Below are 22,757 nucleotides of genomic sequence, written 5' to 3'. Positions count from 1 at the left end.
TTTTTTTTATGATGATGTAAACCTAATTTTGATTTAAAAATAATAAAATAAAAAAAGAGCACATTAATTTAAATGCTCTTTTTATTAGATTTAAATGTGTTCGTGTATTAACTTTTTAAATGTGTTGCCTCTATCCTCAAAATTTTTAAAATATCCATAACTCGCAGCTGCTGGAGACAATAAACAAATACTATCTTTTTTTGTTTTGGCAAATGCCATATCTACAGCATCGGTCAACGTTTCTACTATAAATACTCTAGAGGATAAGGTAGGATCTGTATTTAGTATCATTTTGGCAATTTTTTTACCAGTTTCATATAAACAAATTATGTGTTCAATGTTAGAATCTATAAGAAATTGCGCAAAATCCGTGTAACTTATTCCTCGATCCATACCACCAATAATTAAAGTATTTACTTTATTAAGTGTGTTGACAGCATTAATAACTGCAGCAGGTATTGTAGCAATTGAATCATTATAAAAATGAATTCCATTAAAACACCCTACGTATTCCATACGATGAGGTATACCTGCAAATTCTTTTAAGCTTAATATAATATAATTATCATCTATATTTAATGCTTTACATGCAGCGAATGCAAACATAATATCATAAAAATGATGATTGCCCAAAAGATGTTTATTTAAATTTTTTACACATATGTTTGATTTGTATGTAGGAGTAGTTATAACAAAATTCTTGTCTAGATACAATGAAGCATTTTTTGCGTGATTTAAGCTAATAGCTATTTCATTTGAGCATATACAAGATTTTATCTTTGCAGTATATTGAGGTTGATCTAATCCAAATATGGAATAAGCATTGTTTTTCTGAAACTTAAAAATATTTAGCTTAGCATTTATATAATGTTGATAGCTAAGATAGTGATCCAGGTGCTCTGGATATAAATTGGTCAATATAGCTATATTGGGTGAATGAGTCATAAATTCAAGTTGATGTGAAGACATTTCAACAACAGCGATAGAATCATTTGTAATATTTTCAAGACATTCAAACACTGGAACACCAATATTTCCAAGTAAAAAGCAAGATTTGTTTGCTTTTTTTAAAATATTGTATATCAACGTAGATGTTGTAGTTTTTCCTTTGGTACCTGTAATTCCAATTGTAGTTATAGAACTATAACGCAAGAAAAGATCAAGCTGGGAAGATATTTTACTTGTGTCAACGTCAACATTTTTTAAAGATATGCCAGGACTTTTTAGTATTATGTCAAACTCATTTAAAGAGTTAAGATAGTCCTCATCACTAATAACACGTACGTTATCATCGGTTGATATATCAACCTTATTTTTATCAGCAATACAAACGTTTGCAGTATTTAAATATTTCTTTATAAAAGAGAAAGATGAACGTCCTTCTCTACCAAAACCTAGAATCAAAATTTTTTTATTTTGCAAATGTGAAACAATGGCATTAATCATGTTGTAAGTCACCTACAATTCTTAATAGATTATCTGGTATGTTATTTTCATTAAAACTAATCAATGAAGTACTATTTATATATTTGTTACCAGTGTAATTTTTTATATAGTAATCAAGCAAAATAGGAAGATTAGAATCTTTGTAATGTCTATCATATGCAAGATTTAGTGCAAGATTTACTTCCTCAATAGTTCCAACACATTCAAAAGGTTTTACTGGGTCCATACCAATTAGCCCACGAAATATTGATAATAGGTTGTAATCATCAAGCATATCTTTCCCAAAAATTGTTTTCAAATCAGATAGTTCCATAAAAGGTAACATGATAATATAAACAAACATACATTTAGGACAATTACCGCACCAAATATCTTTTTTACTACCAACATTACAGCTTTTAAATACACTATAGTATTTCTTGTGCTTTGAGAAAAGCTGTGCAATTTTTATCTCAGAGAATGGACGTAAAAGACTAAAGTAATTTATATCACAAGAGATATATTTTTTTATGTAATTAGAAAAGTCTAACTCAAACTCAAGACTTTTAGAGTATTGATGATTTATATTAGTACCTTGTATATTAGACTCATTGGCACTAGATTCATTTGACAAGACAATATTGGTTATTCCCATAATATAGCCTACCAACAAAGATGTAAATCCTAACATAGCAGAAAATGGAGTGTGCCCATTCAAGAAACCTTTTTTATTTAACGAAAGCAAATTAGGATCAATAGCTCTCGATATAGTAAATATCTTGTCGTTTGTATATCCAGCTATATGTGCACTCTCGATTGAAGCTCCACGAGGATTAATAATAAGAGGTAGGTTTTTATCTTTTAGCGACTTTAATAATTCCAATGTCACAATAGAGTCTTTGCCACCTCCAACAGGAATTAAGTTGGAATAAGTATCATTTTTGTTGAAGGAATAATCATTAATATCGAAAGTGTCCTTACTAGTGCAAATTATATTTACAAATGAGTCGAATTTGGGGGTTATACTATTTGTGTAAAAGAATTCCCCAAGTCCTAGGAAATATAACTTTTTCCACCAAAGGATTTCTTCTTGATCAATATAAGCGCAATTTATAAATATATTTGGTGGACAAACGCATTTCCAGTAGCTTATAAGTTCTACCATCCCCATGCAAAAAACGATTCTTTTAGCGGTGCTATTATTTAAGTTATTAAAAAATTTAAATTTTTTCTTATCTATAGTTAGTGAAGGATTAAATTTTGTTAATCCTTCTATACTGAATTCGAAAGATATTTTGATGATATTGTCTAAAGTTTCTATTGTATAATTTTCATAATAAAAATTTTTGTAGTTATATTGTTTCATAAAAAAATCCTTTCGTAAAAAAATGTTTCTAAAGTATATGCCTAATTGTTGGCGATTAATTCGCTAAACAATGTCTCTCTAGAATAAGACCTGTTTTTAAAAGGTATAGCAGGAGCATCGGTATTACTAAAGTCCAACAAATCTATTCCGTTTGTGCTAATTGAGAAATCCGAATTAGATGCGTTTAGCACTGTTAGAGCAATATCTAAGAAAGATGCTACCTTTGAACGTTCAGTATAAGTTTTATTGTCAGGAGTTATGATCAACAAAGGAACAAACTCAAAATATTTTTTATCGTACGACAAAGATGCCTGTGAGTATAAAGGTTTATTTATTGCAGGGGTATGATCGCCCCAGACAAATACATAAGTGTTAGGCATTGTTTCTCTAACAGAAGTAATAAAATCTTTTAGTACCATGTCAACGTATGATACAGAATTAAAATAGTTTTTGACAACTTCGTCTTCTATATCATCATATAAGTTGTTGTTGTAGTAATGACTAGCATTAGTGAAAGATGCATGACTGGTCATTGTTATAATGTATGCCAAAAAAGGCGATTTAGTTTTAGTTAATTTGTTGAAAGTAAAATCTAATACATCACCATCAGAAGCGCCCCAACCTTTATTACTTAATCTCATCTTGAATATATCATAAAATTTTGAAAAGCCCATTTTAGGAAAGGCATTTAATCTATTAAAATACTTTGCAACATTTCCGTGAAAAGCAAGACACGTATAGTCATTTGCATTTAGGCTTTTTAAAAACGAATTTGGATAGTCATAACTTTTAAGTTTCATAGCAGGATAATGTTGTAGAGGCTCAATACTATTTAAAATAGAAAATTCAGAATCAGAAGTTCCTCCTCCCATATGATAAGACATCATATATGGATAATAAACACATTTTTTAGATAGTTCATGTAGATATGGAGCAATATACTTTCCATTATAAGTTTTATTTACAACGTTTGCATCGATAGATTCCAACTGCAAAATAACAATGTTATTCTTCGTATTAGGTGTATCTGATACAGAAACGGGTTTTCCATAAGAAAAGCTTTTTAGTATATCGACTTCACTTTTATTTGCGCAAAAAGAAAACACATCATTAGTTAATGTACCATATTTCCGCACGATATCAGTCTCGTTAGGTGCAACCAAAAGAGGTGATAAAGAGCGATCATTTATGTATGGTGCAAATAAGTTAATATAGCAAAAAGCCGACAACCCCGCTATCACAAACATGGATATTATAGTGGGAAAACGGCAATGTACATCTTTAGATTTATTTCTCATAAAATGAATAAAAAATGGTAAATCTATAAATAAAAATAAAAATGATCCATCTAAAAAGAAGTACAAATTAGCTAATGCCTTCGTACCTTCAGCAAATAATGTGAAGGTTTGCATTATATGTAAGTAATTATGAAAATATTTAAAATAACATAAATGTGCGGTTAAATAAACAAACTGTAACGAATATACAAACAAACAAGTTTTTATTAATTTATTTTTTAACAAAGGTACAAACAGACAAAATACCAAAACTGAATTTAGAATAAATTTCATACCAATAAAAATTGGCATAAAGCCTATATTATCAGATATAATGACGTTAAAACAAACAAGTTTTAATGTATTAAATAAAAGAAATAAAATTAAACTCCAATTCAACTTTCTGAAATTAAACAAAAAAATCAACCCTTATAAAAATTATTTTTTTTTTAAAAACAAAAACCCCAAACACAATTATATAACATATTGAGCAGAAATCAAGATGAAAAATTAATTTTTTATCATTGTACTATAAATGGACAAAGCATCATAATATTAAGAGTAGCCACAAAAAAAGGAGGAGAGAATATTGAATACTGTAAGAGAAATTATAAAAAAATATATGTCCAAAAGTTTAGAAAGTGTGATGTGTAGAACAAATGATTATATTCTTTCGCAAATAAGTGAGATAAGATTAAGAGTAAATAGGCCGCTAGTTATGGTTTGTTGTGATCAAGATTTTTTTATTACAAAAAGTGGAACAATAACCCAAAATCAAACTCAGGCGTTAGTTGCAACGCGTACGGATGTTTGGGATACATTAAATAGAATATGTGATAATTCTATTTATGCATATTTAAATACCATACGAAGTGGTTTTATAACGGTTAAGGGTGGGCATAGAATTGGGATAATGGGTAAGGTGATAATTGAAAATGGTGCAATAAAAAATATAAAAGATATATCCTCTATAAATATAAGAGTAGCAAGGGAAATGAAAGGCATAGGCCAAAAAGTGATAAGTTACATTGTGCGAGACCGTAAAGATATATATAATACACTTATTATATCACCGCCATCATATGGCAAGACGACCATGTTGCGTGATATATTACGTATTATAAGTGATGGGGGTTCTAGTTTACATATCCGAGGGATGAAGGTATCTATTATAGATGAGCGTTCAGAAATTGCAGCGGTGTACAATGGTGTTCCACAAAATGACATAGGATTACGAAGTGATGTGTTAGATGCTTGCCCCAAATATGATGGAATGATGCTTGCATTACGTACCATGTCTCCCGATGTCATAGCTACAGATGAAATTGGGAGTGAACAGGATTTTAAAGCTCTATTAAAAATTATAAACTGCGGTGTAAGAATAATATCTACTATGCATGGGTTTGATATTTTAGATGCGCAAAAAAGAGGGTTATCACACAAAATATTTGAACGTTTTATTATTTTAGGCAAAGACAAAAAAGTTGGTGAGGTAAAAGAAATTTTGGATGAGAATTACAATAATATAATGCGAATAGAGGATGAAAAAAATGTTGTGTAAGATTATGGGAAGCGCGTTAATTGGGGTGTCAAGTTACGCTATTGGTATTTGGTGGTCATCTACATTAAAAAATAGGGTAGAGGATATACGCGGTTTTGAGCAGGCATTAGAGGAACTTTCAAATGAAATAGCATTTTATTCAAATGTGTTAGGTGATGCATTTTTAAAAATTGCAGCTAGTGCTAGTGATAGAGTGTCAAGTATTTTAAAAGCGATGTCTTTAGAATTAAAAATTCATCCTAGTAGAAAAGCATGGACGATTGCTTTGGATAAGAATTATAAAAATACATATCTTTGGGATGAAGATATAAAGATACTTTTATCGTTAGCTAATTTACTTGGGACATCTGATGTTGATGGCGAGGTTTGCAATATAAAAAATATTGTTGGAAGGCTTAAAAATCAGGAGAGAAAAGCAGAAGATCAAAGAAAGAAAAATGAGCTTTTGTTTAAGAATTTAAGTATATTGATTGGTATGACAATAATTATAATATTATTATGAAAGGATGACTATGGATATAAATATAATTTTCAAAATAGCCACAATAGGTATACTTGTTTCCATATTAAACATATTACTAACCAAATCTGGGAGAGAAGAACAAGCAATGATGACAACAATAGTAGGATTAGTAGTTGTGCTGATGATGGTTGTGGGTCAAATAGCAAAGCTTTTTAGTGTTGTAAAAACGATATTCCAATTTTAGGAGAAAGGATAAATGGGCATGGGAATTTTGCAGATAGTAGGGCTTGGAGTGATTTCGACAATACTTATTTTGATGATAAAATCGCAAAGGCCGGATATGGCAATAAATCTTACTATAATTACAGGGCTTATAATTTTTTTTATTGTGATATTAAAAGTTGAGGGAGTTATAAAAATTGTGGAGAAGTATGTGGGGGTAGCAGGCATAAACACATTTTATTTTAGTATACTGCTTAAAATAATTGCCATATCGTACATAGCAGAATTTGGTTCCCATATTTGTAAAGATGCTGGAGCTGGTGCGATTGCAAGTAAAATAGAATTATCCGGGAAAGTGATAATAGTGACATTATCGATTCCTATAATCACATCGCTGATAGAATTAATATTAAGCCTAGGTAGAAAAATATGAGAAAATATATGTACGTGGTAGTGATAATATTTGTTATTATTGCAAAAAACGATATTGGTTACTGTGAAAAAGTGGATTACCATAGTTTAAGCCCAGAGCTTACTGAAATACAAAATCTTCTAGATAAGAATAAAGATGTGTTTTACAATGTATTAGACAAAACACCAAAGGAAATGATAAAAGAACTTCTTTGTGGACAATTTAAGTTTAGTCTAAAAAATTTTGTAAGTAGTATAATAAAACTTTTGTTCAATGAAGTAAGGAACAATGTAAAAATATTAATCAAGTTAAGTTTAGTTGCAATATTATCTGCGATTTTACAAAATGTTAAAAGTTCTTTTTGTAAAGATGATTTGGGCAGAGTCTCATTTTACGCGTGCAATATGGTTGCTATAACTATTCTACTTAAATGTTTTAATAATTGTGTCCTTATAACCCAAAATGTTGTAGATGACGTTAATATATTTTCACATGTAGTAGTTCCAATTTCCACAAGTCTTATGGTGTCATGTGGAGATATAGTTAGGGTAAGTGCAGTAAAGCCATTTGTGTTGTATGGCATATCTATAATAGTGTATGTCATAAAAAAGGTTAGTCTTCCTCTAATATATTTATCAACAGTACTTGAAGTCTTAAATAGTGTTACGTCTCGTGTGGAGTTATCTAAGATGAGCAAGTTAATAAAAAGTGTAGCATATTTTGTTGGTGGATTTGTTTTGACAGTGTTTATAGGAGTTGTAACAATAAAGGGATCAACAGCAAATTTGATAGATGGAATAACGGGAAAAACCGCCAAATATATGTTTGGTGCATGTATACCCGTTGTTGGGAAATATTTATCGGATATAGCAGATAGTGTGGTAGGATCACTTATGTTGATAAGAAGTGTGATTGGAATAGCAAGTGTGATAGGCATAGTTTTAGTGTGTGTTATGCCTATTTTAAAATTAGTTGCAGTGGTATTTGTCCTAAAAATAATGGAGGCGACACTTGAGCCTGTTGTGGATAAAAAATTTACCCAATTAATTGGTGAAGTTACATCTTCCATAAGTAGCATGATTGGAGTGGTATTTTTATCAAGTGTGATAATAATACTGTCTATAACTGTATTGATTAAGTAGAAGGGAGCGTGTTGGTGATTTTTAGAGAGTACATAAACAAAATGATACATACATGTGTGTTTATATTACTTTTGGAGTTACTTGTACCTGCAAACACATATAAGAAATATTTTAATTTGTGTGCGGGTTTTGTAATTATTGGTGTTATGCTAAACCCAATTGTCACAGTGATAACAAAAGGAGTATCACCAAGTGTGGTTAATTTTAGCGATATGTCATTTTTAGACAGAAGGGATTTGATTGCTAAAAAAGATATGCTTCGTCATAGCGATACATTAATAAATGTGTACGACAGAGAGGTTAGGGGAAAAATTTTAGAGATGCTAAAAGAAATAGACATAAAAGTACGTAAGATAAATATACATATAAATAAGGACAACGAAAGTAAAGATTTTGGAGAAATTGAGAAACTTAGTTTAGTTGTAGGCACGGGGCATAGTAAAAAGGATAATTTAGAGAATGAGGTGGTGAGTAAATTATCAAAGGGTTTAAATATTGGAGATAAAAAGATAAGAGTCGTAGTGGTAGAAGACTGACAAGAGATGAGGGACAGCCGTAATGGTGGATTTTACAAAAATAAGGGATAAGATATCAAAGAAAAGTTTTATAAAAAGAATTTTGATAGTGCTTGTAGTAGGAATTTTATTGATGATAGTAGGCGATTTTAGTACAGATAACAATGTGAAAGAAGACCCAAAAGAAGTAGAAATTTTAGCATCATTACAAAGTCATAGTATAGAAAAAGAAATGGAGGAGTTACTAGGGAAAATAGAAGGTGCGGGTAAAGTACGAGTGATGATTACATATAAAACGAGTAAAGAAGTAATACGTGAGTTTGAGAAAAAGGAAATTATAAATGACACAAAAGAAAATGATGGCGGAGGAGGTAGTAAGTTAATACAGCAAAGAGAAATATCAGATACAATAACGTTTGAAGAAAATGGAGGGGGGAGAAAAGCAGTTATTAGAAAAGAGATAGAACCAGAGATAAAGGGAGTTGTGGTTGTGGCAGAGGGGGCGCATGACGATGATGTTAGAAGGAATTTACAGATGGCAGCGAAAGTATTAACAGATATACCAGTACATAAAATTTCTGTATTTGTAATGGACAAATAATGAACAAGGGGTAATAAAAATGATACTTTTAAAAAAAAGACAAATTATTTCACTAAGTTTAATTGCTATGATAGTTGTTGCAGGGTACTTACAGTATGAAAATAGATCAAGAGAAGATATTGAGACAACAAAGGATACAACAGGACAAAAGGTGTACGTTAGTGCAAATTCAGTACAGTCTAAAAAAGATTTTTTCGCTAGAGCAAAATTAGAAAGAGATATTTCGGTGGATAGAAACAAGGAGGCATTAGAGGATATAAGTAAGGATCAAAATGCATCAGAAGAGATAAGGGATAATGCATATAAAGAAATGATGAAATTAATTTCTAACAAAGAAAAAGAAACTAAAGTGGAAATGATGGTGGAGGAAATAGGAATAAAAAATGTTTTGGCAATATTAAAGGATGATACATTAGACATAATAGTTAAGTCTCCAAAGCTTACATCGAACCTTGCAACAAAAATAGCAACAATAGGAAAAGAGTACGCAAATGTAAGCATAGACAATATATGTGTAAAAAACAAAAATTAAATAGTTGCATTATTGTACAATTTTGATATAATGGATAGTAAGCTTTTCGAAAAAAAGATGATTCTTGTTAATACAAGAGGAGGTAGATTAAGTGGAAAATTCTTTGGTAGAGATAACAAACGCTACGGAAATGGGAGATATAAGAATATCAGAAGAAGTTGTAGCAATAATAGCGAGCGTTGCAGCCATGGAAGTAGAGGGTGTTGCAGGTATGAGTGGTGGAATAGCAGGAGGTATAGCTGAAATACTTGGTAGAAAGAATCTATCAAAAGGAGTTAAGGTAGAGGTTGGAGAAAAAGAGGCGGCGATAGATGTTTACGTGATTATTGAGTACGGAAGTAGAATTCCCGAGGTTTCTTGGAATGTGCAGGAGAAGGTGAAGCAACGAGTTGAGGCAATGACAGGTCTTAACGTTGTTGAGGTGAATATTCATATACAGGGCATAAATTTTGAGAAAGTTTAATAAAGTGCAAAAGAGCGTCGATAGGTTATTTGAAAATTGGTTTATAAAACAAAAGAGAATATAGGAGATGCGGATTATGGATATTTTAAGTAGATTTATATTAACGGTGTATGCGTTTTTTGTCACAGTTTGGTCAGTGATAGCTATGGTGGCTACGCTAAGGCCAGTTGTGTTTGATAAGATAGTTTGTTTTTTGGCAAAGGATGTAGTATGTGGTGGCAGATATAAAGTATTATTTTTCGTTATTGAGTTATTTTTCTTTTGCACAAGCGTAGTATTTTTATTGTCAGGGTTGAAAAATAGTAAGAGAAAGAGTGCAATAGTTAGGGAAACACCGTTAGGCCAGGTGAGGATTTCGTTAGATACAATCGAAAATATTGTTTCTGGTATGTTAAGAAAGGTGCAAGTTGTAAGAGAGTCGAAGGTTTACGTTGAAAATAGAGAAGGCAAAGTATTTATTGTTATAAAAATTATTATAATGATGGATGTAAATATTCCGGTTTTAGTAGAAGAAGTTCAAAATAAAGCGAAGAGCGCAATTGAGAGCAATACAGATATAGAGGTAGATCGAATACATGTTATAGTTGATAATATAAGTAATGCATCTAAAGCTCGAGTAGAGTAAAAAGGGGAGGCAGACATGATAAAAGATATCGTTGTAGAGTTTTGCAAAGACAATATAGGATCTGTGTTTGGAGCGTTACTGGGGCTTATAATGTCGGTGCTTATAATAACAATTGGATTATTTAAAACGTTGTTTATTGTAGTTTTTGTTGTAATTGGATATTATATGGGACAGAGATTGTCTCGCGATAAGGAATATGTAAAAAAGTTTTTGGACAAAGTTTTACCACCAGGAACATACAGATAAGAAAAAATATATTTAGGAGGATTGTTTTATGGGCAGGAGAGCATCAAGGGAAGTTGTTATGAAGCTCTTGTACCAATTGGAATTGCAGAAGGGCAACAGGCAAGAACAGATTGATTTGGTATTAGAAGATGGGAGTTTTAGTAGTAACGACAAGAATTATATATTGGATGTAGTAGACGGGGTATATGAGCATGAACAAGAAATTGATGGTATGATAGAGAAAGCATTAAAGGGATGGATGATAGATAGAATATCAAAACTAGAGCTTGCAGTACTTCGGCTTGCCATATATGAGATAAAGTACAGAGAGGATATACCGGTTAAGGTTACATTTAATGAAGCGATTGAGCTTACAAAAAAATATGTTGGACCAGATAAAACATCTTTTATAAACGGGCTTCTTGGCACGTATGTTGATGAAGATAACTACGTAGGTTAGTAGGGAAATGTATTCAAAAGTTATTGGCGGGTGAGTATTACGAATCAGGATATAGTATCAGTAAGTGCAGTAAACAATTATATAAAGTTACTAATAGATAGTGATATGACGTTAGAGGATATATGGATACAAGGTGAGATATCAAACTTTAAGCACCATTATACAGGGCATATGTATTTTACTTTGAAAGATGAGAAAAGCCGTATAAAATGTGTTATGTTTAAAGGACAGAACGTCAGATTAGACTTTGTTCCCGAGGATGGAGAAAAAGTTATGATAAGGGCCACTGTATCTGTATTTGAGAGAGATGGTCAGTATCAGTGTTATGTAAAAGATATACTAAAGTATGGCAAGGGTAATCTTCACCTGGAATTAGAGAAGCTTAAAAATAAATTAAAAGATAAGGGGTACTTCGATAAATCCATCAAAAAGGACATTCCGTATTTGCCACAAAGCATAGTTGTGTTAACATCTAAGACGGGTGCAGTAATACGTGATATACTAAATGTGCTGGGTAGAAGATATAGTAATTTTAGACTAAAGCTATTGCCTATACCGGTGCAGGGTCCTGCTGCAGCTCCATTGATAGCAAAGGCTATAGATTTTGCGAATGAAAAAAAACTTGGGGATGTTATTATATTAGCAAGAGGTGGAGGATCAATTGAGGAATTATGGCCGTTTAATGAAGAAATTGTGGCGGATAGTATCTACAAGTCAAATATTCCTATAATATCAGCGATAGGGCATGAGACAGACTATACTATAGCAGATTTTGTTGCAGATAAAAGAGCACCAACTCCATCTGCTGCAGCGGAGATTGTTATGCCAGAAAAGTTGCAACTTTTGGATAAAATAAATGAATTGGGTACACGTATTAGAAATGCTCTTTTAAATGAAGTGTCAAGGAAGAGAGATAAGCTTGACATGTTAAAGAGTAGATCGGTATTAAAGAAACCATTTGAAAGAATATATCAGGATAGGCTTAGGCTTGATGTATTTAACAAGTACATGAAGAGGGCGATAGATGCGTGTGTTGCTGGCAAAAAAAATGAGTTGCGTACGATTATATGTAGCCTTGATGCGTTAAGCCCGCTTAAAGTATTGGAAAGAGGGTATGGAGTTATTATTGATAAAGCTAGTAAAAATATAGTGTCTAGTGTTAGGGATGTTGAAGTTGGAAAGGACATTTTACTGAAGCTAAAAGATGGAGAAGTTTCGTGTGTTGTAGATAAGGTAACGAAAGAAGGGATGGATAGCAATGGGGAAGTTTGATTTTGAAAAATCTATGGAAAAGTTACAAATGGTTGTGAATGAGCTAGAAAAAGGAGATTTAACGATAGATGAGTCTATAAAAATGTTTAAGCAAGGTATAGAGTTGTCCAGATTGTGCACTCAAAAATTAGATGAAGTTGAGAAAGAGGTGACATTGCTAATAGAGGGTGATAATGGCGATATAACAGAGGAACCGTTTGAAGTAAAAGGGGAGTAAGATATGGCGATAGAGGATAAAATCAAATGCTATAGAGATAAGATAAATGACATGTTAAAGTTTTATATGAAGGGGAAAGATTCTAAAGTAGATAAGATATACGAGGTAGCGAAGTATAGTCTTATATCTGGAGGAAAGAGAATACGGCCAGTGCTTATGTTGCTTGTAGGAGAGATGTTTGGAGTATCAAAGGATAAATTGATGCCGTTTGCATGTGCATTAGAGATGATACATACATATTCATTGATACATGATGATTTGCCTGCAATGGACAATGACGACTATAGAAGAGGACATTTGACTAATCATAAAGTGTATGGTGAAGCAATGGCGATACTTTCGGGAGATGCTCTTTTAAATAAGGCGTACGAGATTATGTTAGATGAAAGTTTGAACGGTGGAAGAGAAAGTATACTTGCGGCTAAGGAAATTGCAAATAGCGCTGGAATGGATGGAATGATTGGTGGCCAAGTTAAAGATTTAGAAATTGTAGGGAAGGTAGTATCAGCGGATGAACTAGAATATGTGCATAAACTAAAAACAGGATGTCTTATAAAAGCAAGTGTTATGGCGGCGGCACATTTGGCTAATGCTACACATGAAGAAAAGTCAAGTCTTGACCGGTTTTCTCAAAAATTGGGCTTGGCGTTTCAGATAAAGGATGATATACTAGACGTTATTGGAGATAAAAAAAGTTTAGGCAAGTCAGTGGGGAAAGATAAGGAAGAGAGCAAGACTACGTATGTTAGTGTATATGGATTAAACCAAGCGATGTTGTATCTGGAAGATACAACAAACGATGCAATAGCAAGCCTACGTATATTTGGAGATGAGGCAAAAGATTTAGTTGCTATGGCAGAATATTTGTTAAATAGAAAGTATTAGGAGAAGAGGATTATTGTGAAGGAACATGAATTTTATATGGCAGAGGCTATAAAACAAGCGAAAAAAGGTTGGGGTGCGACTAATCCTAATCCCTTGGTTGGATCTGTTATAGAAAAAGACAGAAAAATTTTAGCTAGAGGGTATCATGAAAAAATAGGAGGTGCACACGCAGAGATTAATGTACTTAAAAATTTAGTAGATTTAAGACAGGCAAAGGGAGCGACGCTATATGTCAATTTAGAGCCGTGTGCACATTATGGGAAAACACCGCCATGTGCTAATCGTTTAACCGAGCTAGGATTAAAAAGAGTTGTTATTGGAATGAAGGATCCAAATCCTAAGGTTTCGGGAAAAGGAATTGAGATATTAAAAAATGCGGGAATAGATGTGGTATCTGGGGTATTAGAAGATGAGTGTACCAAGTTAAACGAGATATTTATAAAGTATATCACAAAGAAAAAGCCATTTGTTATACTAAAGAGTGCAATGACTATGGACGGGAAAATTTCTACACGTATTGGGGATACCAAGTGGATAACTTCAGATAAAGCTAGGCGTTACGTGCACAAGTTGAGGGATAGAGTAGCTTCGGTTATGATAGGAATAAATACTGCTATATCTGATAATCCAGCGCTTAATGTGCGTTTAGTTGATCAAAAAGGGATGGAGCCTTATAAAATAGTGGTTGATAGCCAGGGAAGGTTGCCTATAGATTGTAAGCTAATAAAAAATATGAAGAAAGAGCATGAGGTTATTTTAGCTACTACATCAAAAGTAAAAGAAAAAGAGTACGTGAAAAGAGGAGTGCTAGTGCTAAAGTTAGATGGACCGGATGGTAAAGTCGACTTGAATTTACTCATGGATAAATTATATGAATTAGGTATAGACAGTGTTTTGTTAGAAGGGGGAAGTACGTTAAATGCTTCTGCACTGGGTAGTGGTATAGTTGATAAAGTAGTGACAATAGTTGCGCCCAAGATAGTAGGAGGAGAATGTGCAAAGACGCCTGTTGGTGGACAGGGTGTTGATTTTTTGATTGATGCAATAAGGATGAAAGACATAAGTACACGAAAACTAGGTAATGACATAATGATAGAGGGACTAATCTTGAGGGATGGTGAAGTGTAGTTTGTTTACAGGGATAGTAGAAGAAGTCGGAGAAGTGATAAGTGCTTTTCCTAACAAGCTTTGTATAAAATGCCAAAGAGTATTGAAAGGGACAAGTATTGGCGATAGCATAAGTGTTAATGGAGTTTGCCTTACGGTTGTGGATATTTGTGATAGTTCATTTAGTGTTGATGTTATGCCAGAGACTTTAAATAGAAGTTCGATTGGTGCGCTAAAGACTCGGGATAAAGTTAATCTGGAAAGAGCCATGCCTATAAATGGAAGATTTGGCGGACATATATTAACAGGTCATATTGACGGTGTTGGAAGGATATTGGATAAAAATCCTTGTGGCAATGCAGTGGTATTTAGTGTGCTTGCACCATATGATATTATGAAGTATATTATAACAAAGGGAAGTGTTTCACTAGATGGAATAAGTCTTACAGTTGTGAGTGTTGGTAGTGATAAATTTAGTGTGTCTATTATACCGCATACAATTGATAATACTTGTTTAAAAGACAAAAAAACAGGTGATATTTTAAATATAGAGTGTGACATAATAGGTAAATATATTGAAAAGTTTATTAACAAAAGCAGTCCGAAGATTACATATGATTTTTTGAAAGAGAATGGATTTGCTTAAACAAAGGAGGGGAGTTTGAATTGTTCAATTCTATAGATGAGGCGCTGGAAGATTTAAAGCAAGGCAAAATGATAGTGGTAGTTGATGATGAAGATAGAGAGAACGAAGGAGATCTAGTGATGGCGGCTGAGTTCGTTCGTGCAAGTGATGTTAATTTTATTACAAAGTATGGTAGGGGATTAGTCTGTGTTCCTCTAACTAAGGAGCGTGCAGAAAAACTTTCTTTGCCACTTATGGTAGAGAAAAATAGAGAAAATTTAAGAACGGCATTTACAGTTACAGTAGATAGTGCTACTTCGACTACAGGAATATCTGCAAAAGAGAGAGCGAAGACAATAAATGATTTAGCAGATAAAAATTCGAAAGCTAAAACATTTGTACGACCTGGACATATTTCGCCATTAATAGCTGTGGATGGAGGAGTTTTAAAAAGAGCGGGACACACAGAGGCCACAGTTGATTTGCTAAGACTTGCAGGATTAAGTGAAGTTGGAGTAATATGTGAAATAATGAATGAAGATGGAACAATGTCTAGAGTGCCGGATTTAGAAAAATTTGTCTATCAGTATAATTTAAAGCTAATTACAATAGCGGATCTAATAAAATATAGAATAAACCAAGAGCTACTTATAAAAAAAGCATCTAGTGCTAAGTTACCTACGGAATTTGGCGAGTTTACTATAGTTGCATATGAGAATAAAATCAGTAAAGAACATCATGTGGCGTTGGTTAAAGGAGATGTTGCAACAGAAGAGCCTGTTCTTGTGCGGGTGCATTCAGAGTGTTTAACTGGTGACGCATTTCATTCGTTAAGATGTGATTGCGGTGAGCAATTGAAGGCATCAATGCAGGCGATAGAAAAAGAAGGTAGAGGTGTAGTATTATATATGAGACAAGAGGGGAGGGGAATAGGACTAGTAAATAAAGTTCGAGCGTACAATCTTCAGGATCAGGGAAAGGATACAGTAGAGGCAAATATAATGCTAGGATTTCCAGCAGATTTAAGAGAGTATGGTATAGGTGCACAGATATTGTATGATATGGGTGTTAGAAAGATTAAACTACTTACTAATAATCCTAAGAAGATAGTGGGGCTTGGAGGTTATGGTTTAGAAATAGTGGAGCGAGTTCCAATACAGATAAAAGAGAATAAAGTAAATAAATTTTATTTAAAGACTAAAAAGGAAAAGATGGGGCATTTATTGGAAAATTTAGAAGAAAATCAATAGGGGGATGATTGATATGTCTATTAAAGTGTATCAGGGTGAATTGGTGTCTAAGGGAAAAAGGTTTGCGATAGTTGCATCAAGATTCAATGAGCTTATCACAAATAAGCTTTTGGGTGGAGCAATAGATGCCTTAAAAAGGCATGGTGTGTCAGAAGAAAATATAGAGGTTGCGTGGGTACCAGGTGCATTTGAGATACCTCTTATAGCAAAAAGGATGGCGGCTACTAAAAAATATGATGCAGTAATATGCGTTGGTGCAGTGATAAGAGGATCGACGCCACATTTTGACTGTGTAGCAAGTGAGGTGTCAAAGGGAGTGGCCAAAGTAGGCTTAGATTGCGATATGCCAGTTGTGTTTGGAGTACTTACTACAGATACAATAGAGCAGGCGATAGAAAGAGCAGGAACAAAGGCAGGGAATAAAGGATTTGATGCTGCGGTGACAGCGATAGAGATGGTAAATTTAATTTCAAAGATATAGGAATATTAGTTGACTTTGCTGTTATACAATATACTAAAATATTAGAAAGGCGGTATGGAAGGATGCCTAAGGTAGTATTAAAATTTGGAGGATCTTCAGTAGGGGATAGAGAAAATTTTTTTGATGAAAACCATATGATAAGGGTTGCAAATACAATAAAAAGGAAAAAAGATGAAGGAAATCAAGTTGTAGTGGTGATATCAGCAATGGCGGGTGAGACAAGAAATTTAAAAGAAATGTCACAATTAATGTCAAGGGAATCTCGCTTAGATGAAGAAGACATTGTGTTGGCGGCAGGTGAGCAAATATCAGCTGGACTTTTAAGTAAGTTATTAAATAGTGATAGATTTAATCAGAAAGCAAAAGCATTTTTGGGATGGCAGCTACCTATTTTGACAAATGATGAGCATGGGATGGCACAAATAACATACATAGATACAAAAAAAATAGAAGAGTGTTTAGAAAATGATATTATACCTATAATTGCAGGATTTCAGGGAATAACTAAGGATGGAAGAATAACTACACTTGGGTTTGATGGATCTGACACAACTGCAGTGGCAGTGGCAGGATATCTTAAGGCGGATTGTTGTTATTTTTATAAGGATGTTCGTGGTGTTTATTCAGCTAATCCGCGTAGAGTGCCTAAAGCTTCTAAAATAGAGGAGTTGTCGCTTGAAGAAATGTATGTGTTATCAAGCCTAGGTGCTAGAATATTGCATCCAGTGTCGATAAACACAGCTATGGACTATAATATAAATTTGAGACTTTTGCCGAACTTTTTGGATGACGAGAGTGGAACATTAATTAAAAATACTGATTTTAAAAAGGATATTGCAGGGATAACGTATTATGAACATAGCCCAAATGAGATTACTATTTCGGTAGTGGGAAGAAAAATTGGCGCTAGAGATGGAGAAAAGATTATACAAAAGCTTAATAAAAACAAGATTTTTGCACAGGTTGTCAAGACAGAATTTGACAATATGAGTGTTACAGTGGAGATAGGCTGGGCAGAGCAATTAGATACTGCACTTTGTGCAATACATTCGCTTTATGGATTAGATAATGAGATAGTAATTCCAAGAGCCTTTAATGGAGATGGCAAGCAGATATATAAAGACCCTGCGATTGGAACTATGTAGAGGATTATAATAAAATAGTATGTGCAAGAAACATATTAGTGTAATGTATCCTTGTACGGGAGGTAGAGGACGTATGATATGGGAAAATGACATAATCGTTGGGCTAAAGAGAAATACCAAAAGAGATATTTATAATAAAATAGATCGAATAAAAGTTAATGTGACACGGAAATTAAAGCTTATATCTACAGGAACTTTGTTTATAGATATTTTAAGAATAATGGCAGATGAAGTAGAAGGGGTGAATGAATCAGGTGTGTACGTTATACCAAGTTCGTCATCTGTTGCTGCTAGAAGAAAAATATACATGGGAACGTCTATAATAATGAAATCGTATCTTGGCTAGTGATATAGAGAGTGTGTGTCCTACAAATATATATAGAACAAAAAGGGCGTGTGTGCATATAATACACTAGATGGATAACGAGATTAGGTGATATAGTATGAAGATAGTTGTGTTTAAGATGCCTAGATTTTTAGGAAGTGTATTAAAGAAGTTCTTGAAAATGTAGAAAGGAATGCTTGAGCTTATATTAGGCTCAATCATTCCTTTAGCTTTTGTAAGAGCTTATTGTAAAAAATACATATAGAGATATTTCTTTTAATAATTACTAATTTTTTACTTCGAAGTGACGAAATATAGTCAAGTAAGGTAAAACAAGGGAACTTGGTTATCGGGTATAAAAATATTTTTACAACAGGAGGAATGAACAACATGAATATTATTAAATTACAAAAGTATAAAAATGTAAGAAAAATCTTGACGGGCATGTTGGCCGTGACATTGTCTGTTGGTATGATAACAAGCTTTAGTTGGGCGGAGGAAGTTAATCCAGGAAATAATTCGGGGTTGATGATGACTGCACTTGATGATTCAAATTCTATATATGATCATCCATCATTGGATTTGGATGATTATATGGGAAGCCAGGAAGGAGTAGCTGAAGGCACAGAAAAAAGAATGATATTGTGGAAGTATAAAGATACAGATGAAAATTGTGTATATATTGGATTAAAACACCCTGGACTTACCAATTATGATAAGGAATATTATGGGGAAGATAAAAAAGTATTTCTTGATGAAATAGAAGATGAAAAGGAAAATACAAGAGTTAAATTTATAAAAAATACAACAGAGGCGATAGCAAGATATGAACTAAAAGATGGAGATAAAAAATTTAAAGTAAAAGATACTCTTGGTAACTATCAATGGATAAATATAGATGAAATAAAATTGGAGGTAACAAGAGCGTATAAAAATGAGGATGGAGATGTAATGGCTGTGGCAATGAAGTGCAACGGTAGTACAATAACTAAAGTTACATATATGGATAAGTCTAATACAGCGGAAGTAATAGCCCAAGGGAACGAAATCGATACAACTAATAAAGTAAAGCGATATACAATAGAGCCAGGAACAACAAGTATTTTAGTTTATGTGGAGGATGAGGCTACGCCTTGTGAAGTGCAATTGTTACTAGACTGGAAAGAGCCAGAAATAGAAAGAGTATATAAGAATGACAATAGCAAAAAAATTATATTGAAGGCAAAGGATAATGAATCAGGTATAGAACAAGTTATAATAGATGGTAAAAATGTGTCTATAACAACAACACAAAGGAATATATTTGAATTGTATGACAAAAAAATTACAGAATTAAAATTAATTGATGCAGTGGGACATGAAAATGTAGTTTCTGTAAATGAAGATAAAACTGGACCAAGCGTAAAAGTAAGAAAAGTAAAAGAAGATGGAAAAGTAGTACCAGGTAAATATGAAATAATAATACAAGATTTTCAATCAGGGTTAGGTGAGCTATTGATTAAAAGTGGGGATACGGAAGCAGTAACTCTAAAAGGGTATAAATTCACTGATTTAAAAGAAGGAGAAGAAAGAGAACTTGCATATCCACAAGATGAAAAAAGTTATACAATGGATATAATAAGTGGAAAGTTTGGCGAAGTAATTGATGGTGAAGTAAATAACGAAGAAACAAAAACGGGTTTAAATATTGCAACAGATGAAAGCCAGTTAGACACTATTATAGGGGTAAGTAAAATATGTGTATCTGATGCATTAGGTAACGTAGCAGAGTTAGATCTTAGTAATATACATTGTGTTATAATTTATACATATAGTAATGAAGATGGAAGTAAGGTCGCAATAAAGTTATATGAAGATGGCCAAGAGAACACAATTAAGAACATTGAAATAGTAAATAGTTCTGGTGAAGTAAAAATGGTAGAAAGATTTAAGGAGGAAGGTGTATCGGAACTAGCAAGATGTTATGAAACTCCAAAAGGTACTGTAGGGATAAGAGTAAATTATACATTTGAAAAAGGTGATGATGGTTTATTAAAGATTCAGCCAGCTAAGTTTACATTAGTTCCTTATATAGAAGAGCCGACAGTTGATGGAAATAAGGTATGGTCGCTAGTTGGTATAAATAGAATTGATTACAGTGATGGAAGAAGAGTAGAGTTTAATGAATATATGCCACGGACAGTAGAATTACAATTTAAAGAAGAAGACGGAGCAATGGCTACAGTATATGATGCATTGGATAATCAATGTGTAGTGAAAAAATAATAAGATTAAAAATAAGCTACCCTAAGAAAACTTGGGGTAGCTTATTTTTTTTGTTCGTTGTAAAGAGAATTTAGAAAATTAGATAAGTCATTATTTAGTATAGATTTATTTTTTGAAAAGAATTTCATTACTTTAAGTTTGGGCTCAAGATAAATTTCTTTGTTGTAAGTTTTAGATTTAGATAAACCAGATAATAACAAAAGTTTACTTATATTGTCGTTTGAGTTTAGTGCATAGTTAAAGTAAGAATTAATTATGTTTCGTTCACCTAAAATAGAATTTATATTTATTAGTTTATTTGAAATAAGTGTTTGAGTTAGTGAATACGATAAAAGTTGTAAATAGTTATAAAGCTGGTTTCCAGAAGGTGATTTATACATATCAGTTTTTATAAATTTTATCCCTTTTATGCAAGATAGAGTTTCTATTATCATTGAGTTTATATTTTTGTCAAAGTTTTTAAAGTTAGATGAAAAAGGGAATACCTTAAATTTCCTGTTTATAGAATCGTAAATATTTATATTAAACAAATATTTATTACGTCCTTTGTCGACAGTTCCAAATATCAAAAGAGGAATATTTTTTTTAGTAGCGATTTTGTGAAGATAACTTTCATTATAAGTATATCGTTTAATAATAGGTCCATTTGGTATATCAATAGGCAAAAGATAATTAAAATTAAAATTTGTTTCGTAATGAATTTTTTCACCAATATATAAAGGCAGACTACGTGCGAGTCTACTTGTGTTGTCTTCATAATAGATGTTAGAATTTATAATGTCTTTTCCGTTTAAATGAATAAAAGGAAGAAGACCAATAGTTCCTATTTTTGTTGTATTATTCAAAAGCCATTTAGGATTTCCCAATGAGTAATACCAAATAGGAGTATCAAAAATTGTTATAGTGTATTTGTATGAATCTTTAACGTTACTAGGACTAATTTTAAAAGTATCTAGCAAGTTTGAAATGTTTAGTAAATAATTTAGATAGCAAGGGTTATTAAGATTCATAAATTTGTGTAAAAGTAGCTCGCCTTGGGAGTACATTTTACAAAAGGCATATGCGTGTAAGAGTTTTAGCCCAACAATATGTGGCATTGTGTAAAAATCATATATTGGCTCAATTAAAGAAATTAATTCAGAATATTTGTTGAATGCACTTAATGTTTTTACTACAGAGATTAATACATCATTATTGAAAGAAATTTTTTTTGATAGTCTAGAATATATATCAACTGCAGTATTAACGTCGTTTTTCTTCAGTGAAAGATATGCAAGTAATAAATCTGGCATAAAGCTTCCCTGTAATTTAGAGAAAAGTTTTATGTTTTCAATACATGACGTAGGATCTATTGAATACGCTATGTCAAAATATGTTGATAATGCATCAGCTTGATTTGGATCTAGCATTAGTCCTTCAAATAAACAGGATAAAGCTATGTCTTTTTTTCCCAAGTGATAATATACTTTAGCTAAGTATGTGATAAGCTTGCCATTTCTTGGATACTTAACTAATGCCAAATTTATAAGATGTAGAGCTTCGTTTGGCATATTGCATTGTAGATATATGTCAACTAATAAAATGCAATAGTCAATGTTTAAAGGTTTTATGTTAACTAAAGTTTTTGCGTGTTGTAAGATGAAACGCGCAATTCCATTTTTATAACAGAAGTTAGCCAATCTAAATAAGTCTTGAGAAGAACTTTTAGATTGAGTTATTTCAATTGGTAATATAAATTTTATCCAATCATCAATATTCATATAAATATTTTGGTCGTATTGATCGTAAAAGTAAATTTTTTTGTTATCTAGTGGACGGGATAAAGATTCAAAGAAGTTATTTTTCCCTAGATATAACATCAAACATCCCCCCTTGATCAAAGATAAGTAAGGTTAT

At 32.4% G+C, this 22,757-nt stretch carries 26 protein-coding genes; 22 read left to right on the top strand and 4 right to left on the bottom strand.

Features of this window, described 5'->3' with window-relative positions:
* Window positions 1-90: 90 nt before the first annotated feature.
* From murD to J6Y29_06675, 3 genes are read right to left on the bottom strand one after another with little or no spacing between them, the layout of a single operon-like run.
* Entirely contained in the window at window positions 91-1,446 is a 1,356-nt protein-coding gene (murD, locus tag J6Y29_06685; GenBank protein ID MBP5427551.1) for a UDP-N-acetylmuramoyl-L-alanine--D-glutamate ligase, read from the bottom strand.
* Entirely contained in the window at window positions 1,439-2,791 is a 1,353-nt protein-coding gene (locus J6Y29_06680; GenBank protein ID MBP5427550.1) for a hypothetical protein, read from the bottom strand. Before J6Y29_06680 ends, murD begins: the two co-directional genes overlap by 8 nt.
* A 41-nt stretch (window positions 2,792-2,832) precedes the next feature.
* A complete protein-coding gene (locus tag J6Y29_06675; protein ID MBP5427549.1) occupies window positions 2,833-4,485 on the bottom strand; it encodes an LTA synthase family protein in 1,653 nt (550 codons plus the stop codon).
* Between the two features lie 172 nt (window positions 4,486-4,657).
* On the opposite strand from J6Y29_06675, the gene spoIIIAA reads away from it, so the two are divergent.
* The 22 genes from spoIIIAA to J6Y29_06565 all read left to right on the top strand — a co-directional run bounded on the left by spoIIIAA (window position 4,658) and on the right by J6Y29_06565 (window position 20,861).
* A complete protein-coding gene (gene spoIIIAA / locus J6Y29_06670; GenBank protein MBP5427548.1) occupies window positions 4,658-5,629 on the top strand; it encodes a stage III sporulation protein AA in 972 nt (323 codons plus the stop codon).
* The gene (locus tag J6Y29_06665) at window positions 5,619-6,131 is read left to right on the top strand and encodes a stage III sporulation protein AB (protein MBP5427547.1); all 513 of its coding nucleotides are present in this window, start codon (window positions 5,619-5,621) and stop codon (window positions 6,129-6,131) included. Before spoIIIAA ends, J6Y29_06665 begins: the two co-directional genes overlap by 11 nt.
* 10 nt (window positions 6,132-6,141) lie before the next feature.
* A complete protein-coding gene (gene spoIIIAC, locus J6Y29_06660) occupies window positions 6,142-6,336 on the top strand; it encodes a stage III sporulation protein AC (protein MBP5427546.1) in 195 nt (64 codons plus the stop codon).
* A gap of 18 nt (window positions 6,337-6,354) precedes the next feature.
* A complete protein-coding gene (gene spoIIIAD, locus J6Y29_06655; protein ID MBP5427545.1) occupies window positions 6,355-6,747 on the top strand; it encodes a stage III sporulation protein AD in 393 nt (130 codons plus the stop codon).
* Window positions 6,744-7,868: a stage III sporulation protein AE gene (spoIIIAE, locus tag J6Y29_06650; GenBank protein ID MBP5427544.1), complete on the top strand. Its 1,125-nt coding sequence runs from the start codon at window positions 6,744-6,746 to the stop codon at window positions 7,866-7,868. The genes spoIIIAD and spoIIIAE overlap by 4 nt, the downstream gene beginning before the upstream one ends.
* Window positions 7,869-7,882: 14 nt before the next feature.
* On the top strand, window positions 7,883-8,404 hold the full coding sequence (locus J6Y29_06645) for a stage III sporulation protein AF (protein MBP5427543.1): 522 nt from the start codon (window positions 7,883-7,885) through the stop codon (window positions 8,402-8,404).
* A gap of 22 nt (window positions 8,405-8,426) precedes the next feature.
* Entirely contained in the window at window positions 8,427-8,984 is a 558-nt protein-coding gene (locus J6Y29_06640) for a hypothetical protein (GenBank protein ID MBP5427542.1), read from the top strand.
* 19 nt (window positions 8,985-9,003) lie between these two features.
* On the top strand, window positions 9,004-9,516 hold the full coding sequence (locus J6Y29_06635) for a SpoIIIAH-like family protein (protein MBP5427541.1): 513 nt from the start codon (window positions 9,004-9,006) through the stop codon (window positions 9,514-9,516).
* Between the two features lie 130 nt (window positions 9,517-9,646).
* Window positions 9,647-9,979 carry an Asp23/Gls24 family envelope stress response protein gene (locus tag J6Y29_06630; protein ID MBP5427540.1) on the top strand — a complete coding sequence of 111 codons (333 nt, stop codon included), beginning with the start codon at window positions 9,647-9,649 and terminating at the stop codon, window positions 9,977-9,979.
* 76 nt (window positions 9,980-10,055) lie between these two features.
* Window positions 10,056-10,604 (top strand): alkaline shock response membrane anchor protein AmaP, encoded by a 549-nt coding sequence (gene amaP / locus J6Y29_06625; GenBank protein MBP5427539.1) that lies wholly within the window; start codon window positions 10,056-10,058, stop codon window positions 10,602-10,604.
* A 15-nt stretch (window positions 10,605-10,619) separates the two neighbouring features.
* On the top strand, window positions 10,620-10,850 hold the full coding sequence (locus tag J6Y29_06620; protein ID MBP5427538.1) for a DUF2273 domain-containing protein: 231 nt from the start codon (window positions 10,620-10,622) through the stop codon (window positions 10,848-10,850).
* 28 nt (window positions 10,851-10,878) lie between these two features.
* Window positions 10,879-11,289, top strand: coding sequence for a transcription antitermination factor NusB (nusB, locus tag J6Y29_06615; GenBank protein MBP5427537.1), 411 nt, complete (start codon window positions 10,879-10,881; stop codon window positions 11,287-11,289).
* A 51-nt stretch (window positions 11,290-11,340) separates the two neighbouring features.
* Window positions 11,341-12,561 carry an exodeoxyribonuclease VII large subunit gene (locus J6Y29_06610; protein MBP5427536.1) on the top strand — a complete coding sequence of 407 codons (1,221 nt, stop codon included), beginning with the start codon at window positions 11,341-11,343 and terminating at the stop codon, window positions 12,559-12,561.
* Window positions 12,548-12,778: an exodeoxyribonuclease VII small subunit gene (gene xseB, locus J6Y29_06605; protein ID MBP5427535.1), complete on the top strand. Its 231-nt coding sequence runs from the start codon at window positions 12,548-12,550 to the stop codon at window positions 12,776-12,778. The genes J6Y29_06610 and xseB overlap by 14 nt, the downstream gene beginning before the upstream one ends.
* Window positions 12,779-12,781: 3 nt before the next feature.
* Window positions 12,782-13,663 (top strand): polyprenyl synthetase family protein, encoded by an 882-nt coding sequence (locus J6Y29_06600; GenBank protein ID MBP5427534.1) that lies wholly within the window; start codon window positions 12,782-12,784, stop codon window positions 13,661-13,663.
* Between the two features lie 15 nt (window positions 13,664-13,678).
* The gene (gene ribD, locus J6Y29_06595) at window positions 13,679-14,791 is read left to right on the top strand and encodes a bifunctional diaminohydroxyphosphoribosylaminopyrimidine deaminase/5-amino-6-(5-phosphoribosylamino)uracil reductase RibD (GenBank protein MBP5427533.1); all 1,113 of its coding nucleotides are present in this window, start codon (window positions 13,679-13,681) and stop codon (window positions 14,789-14,791) included.
* 1 nt (window position 14,792) lies between these two features.
* Complete coding sequence (ribE, locus tag J6Y29_06590) at window positions 14,793-15,416, top strand: riboflavin synthase (protein MBP5427532.1); 624 nt, start codon at window positions 14,793-14,795, stop codon at window positions 15,414-15,416.
* A 20-nt stretch (window positions 15,417-15,436) separates the two neighbouring features.
* The gene (locus J6Y29_06585) at window positions 15,437-16,645 is read left to right on the top strand and encodes a bifunctional 3,4-dihydroxy-2-butanone-4-phosphate synthase/GTP cyclohydrolase II (protein MBP5427531.1); all 1,209 of its coding nucleotides are present in this window, start codon (window positions 15,437-15,439) and stop codon (window positions 16,643-16,645) included.
* A 19-nt stretch (window positions 16,646-16,664) separates the two neighbouring features.
* Entirely contained in the window at window positions 16,665-17,126 is a 462-nt protein-coding gene (locus J6Y29_06580) for a 6,7-dimethyl-8-ribityllumazine synthase (protein ID MBP5427530.1), read from the top strand.
* 62 nt (window positions 17,127-17,188) lie between these two features.
* The gene (locus J6Y29_06575; GenBank protein MBP5427529.1) at window positions 17,189-18,271 is read left to right on the top strand and encodes a hypothetical protein; all 1,083 of its coding nucleotides are present in this window, start codon (window positions 17,189-17,191) and stop codon (window positions 18,269-18,271) included.
* A gap of 73 nt (window positions 18,272-18,344) precedes the next feature.
* The gene (locus J6Y29_06570; protein MBP5427528.1) at window positions 18,345-18,617 is read left to right on the top strand and encodes a hypothetical protein; all 273 of its coding nucleotides are present in this window, start codon (window positions 18,345-18,347) and stop codon (window positions 18,615-18,617) included.
* 369 nt (window positions 18,618-18,986) lie between these two features.
* On the top strand, window positions 18,987-20,861 hold the full coding sequence (locus tag J6Y29_06565) for a hypothetical protein (protein ID MBP5427527.1): 1,875 nt from the start codon (window positions 18,987-18,989) through the stop codon (window positions 20,859-20,861).
* A gap of 41 nt (window positions 20,862-20,902) precedes the next feature.
* Here J6Y29_06565 and J6Y29_06560 read toward each other — a convergent pair whose 3' ends face one another.
* Window positions 20,903-22,720, bottom strand: a complete 1,818-nt coding sequence (locus J6Y29_06560; protein ID MBP5427526.1) for a hypothetical protein — start codon at window positions 22,718-22,720, stop codon at window positions 20,903-20,905.
* Window positions 22,721-22,757 lie beyond the last annotated feature (37 nt).

The organism is Clostridiales bacterium (genome assembly GCA_017961515.1).
Classification (GTDB): domain Bacteria; phylum Bacillota; class Clostridia; order Acetivibrionales; family RGIG10202; genus RGIG10202.
This window is presented reverse-complemented; position numbering and strand designations above follow the sequence as displayed.

What these genes read in the sequence shown, in the direction of transcription:
- murD (MBP5427551.1), bottom strand. Translation starts at nt 1,446, where the DNA reads ATGATTAATGCCATTGTTTCACATTTGCAAAATAAAAAAATTTTGATT.
- J6Y29_06680 (MBP5427550.1), bottom strand. Translation starts at nt 2,791, where the DNA reads ATGAAACAATATAACTACAAAAATTTTTATTATGAAAATTATACAATA.
- J6Y29_06665 (MBP5427547.1), top strand. Translation starts at nt 5,619, where the DNA reads ATGTTGTGTAAGATTATGGGAAGCGCGTTAATTGGGGTGTCAAGTTAC.
- spoIIIAC (MBP5427546.1), top strand. Translation starts at nt 6,142, where the DNA reads ATGGATATAAATATAATTTTCAAAATAGCCACAATAGGTATACTTGTT.
- spoIIIAD (MBP5427545.1), top strand. Translation starts at nt 6,355, where the DNA reads ATGGGAATTTTGCAGATAGTAGGGCTTGGAGTGATTTCGACAATACTT.
- spoIIIAE (MBP5427544.1), top strand. Translation starts at nt 6,744, where the DNA reads ATGAGAAAATATATGTACGTGGTAGTGATAATATTTGTTATTATTGCA.
- J6Y29_06640 (MBP5427542.1), top strand. Translation starts at nt 8,427, where the DNA reads ATGGTGGATTTTACAAAAATAAGGGATAAGATATCAAAGAAAAGTTTT.
- J6Y29_06635 (MBP5427541.1), top strand. Translation starts at nt 9,004, where the DNA reads ATGATACTTTTAAAAAAAAGACAAATTATTTCACTAAGTTTAATTGCT.
- J6Y29_06630 (MBP5427540.1), top strand. Translation starts at nt 9,647, where the DNA reads ATGGGAGATATAAGAATATCAGAAGAAGTTGTAGCAATAATAGCGAGC.
- amaP (MBP5427539.1), top strand. Translation starts at nt 10,056, where the DNA reads ATGGATATTTTAAGTAGATTTATATTAACGGTGTATGCGTTTTTTGTC.
- J6Y29_06620 (MBP5427538.1), top strand. Translation starts at nt 10,620, where the DNA reads ATGATAAAAGATATCGTTGTAGAGTTTTGCAAAGACAATATAGGATCT.
- nusB (MBP5427537.1), top strand. Translation starts at nt 10,879, where the DNA reads ATGGGCAGGAGAGCATCAAGGGAAGTTGTTATGAAGCTCTTGTACCAA.
- xseB (MBP5427535.1), top strand. Translation starts at nt 12,548, where the DNA reads ATGGGGAAGTTTGATTTTGAAAAATCTATGGAAAAGTTACAAATGGTT.
- J6Y29_06600 (MBP5427534.1), top strand. Translation starts at nt 12,782, where the DNA reads ATGGCGATAGAGGATAAAATCAAATGCTATAGAGATAAGATAAATGAC.
- J6Y29_06575 (MBP5427529.1), top strand. Translation starts at nt 17,189, where the DNA reads ATGCCTAAGGTAGTATTAAAATTTGGAGGATCTTCAGTAGGGGATAGA.
- J6Y29_06570 (MBP5427528.1), top strand. Translation starts at nt 18,345, where the DNA reads ATGATATGGGAAAATGACATAATCGTTGGGCTAAAGAGAAATACCAAA.
- J6Y29_06565 (MBP5427527.1), top strand. Translation starts at nt 18,987, where the DNA reads ATGAATATTATTAAATTACAAAAGTATAAAAATGTAAGAAAAATCTTG.
- J6Y29_06560 (MBP5427526.1), bottom strand. Translation starts at nt 22,720, where the DNA reads ATGTTATATCTAGGGAAAAATAACTTCTTTGAATCTTTATCCCGTCCA.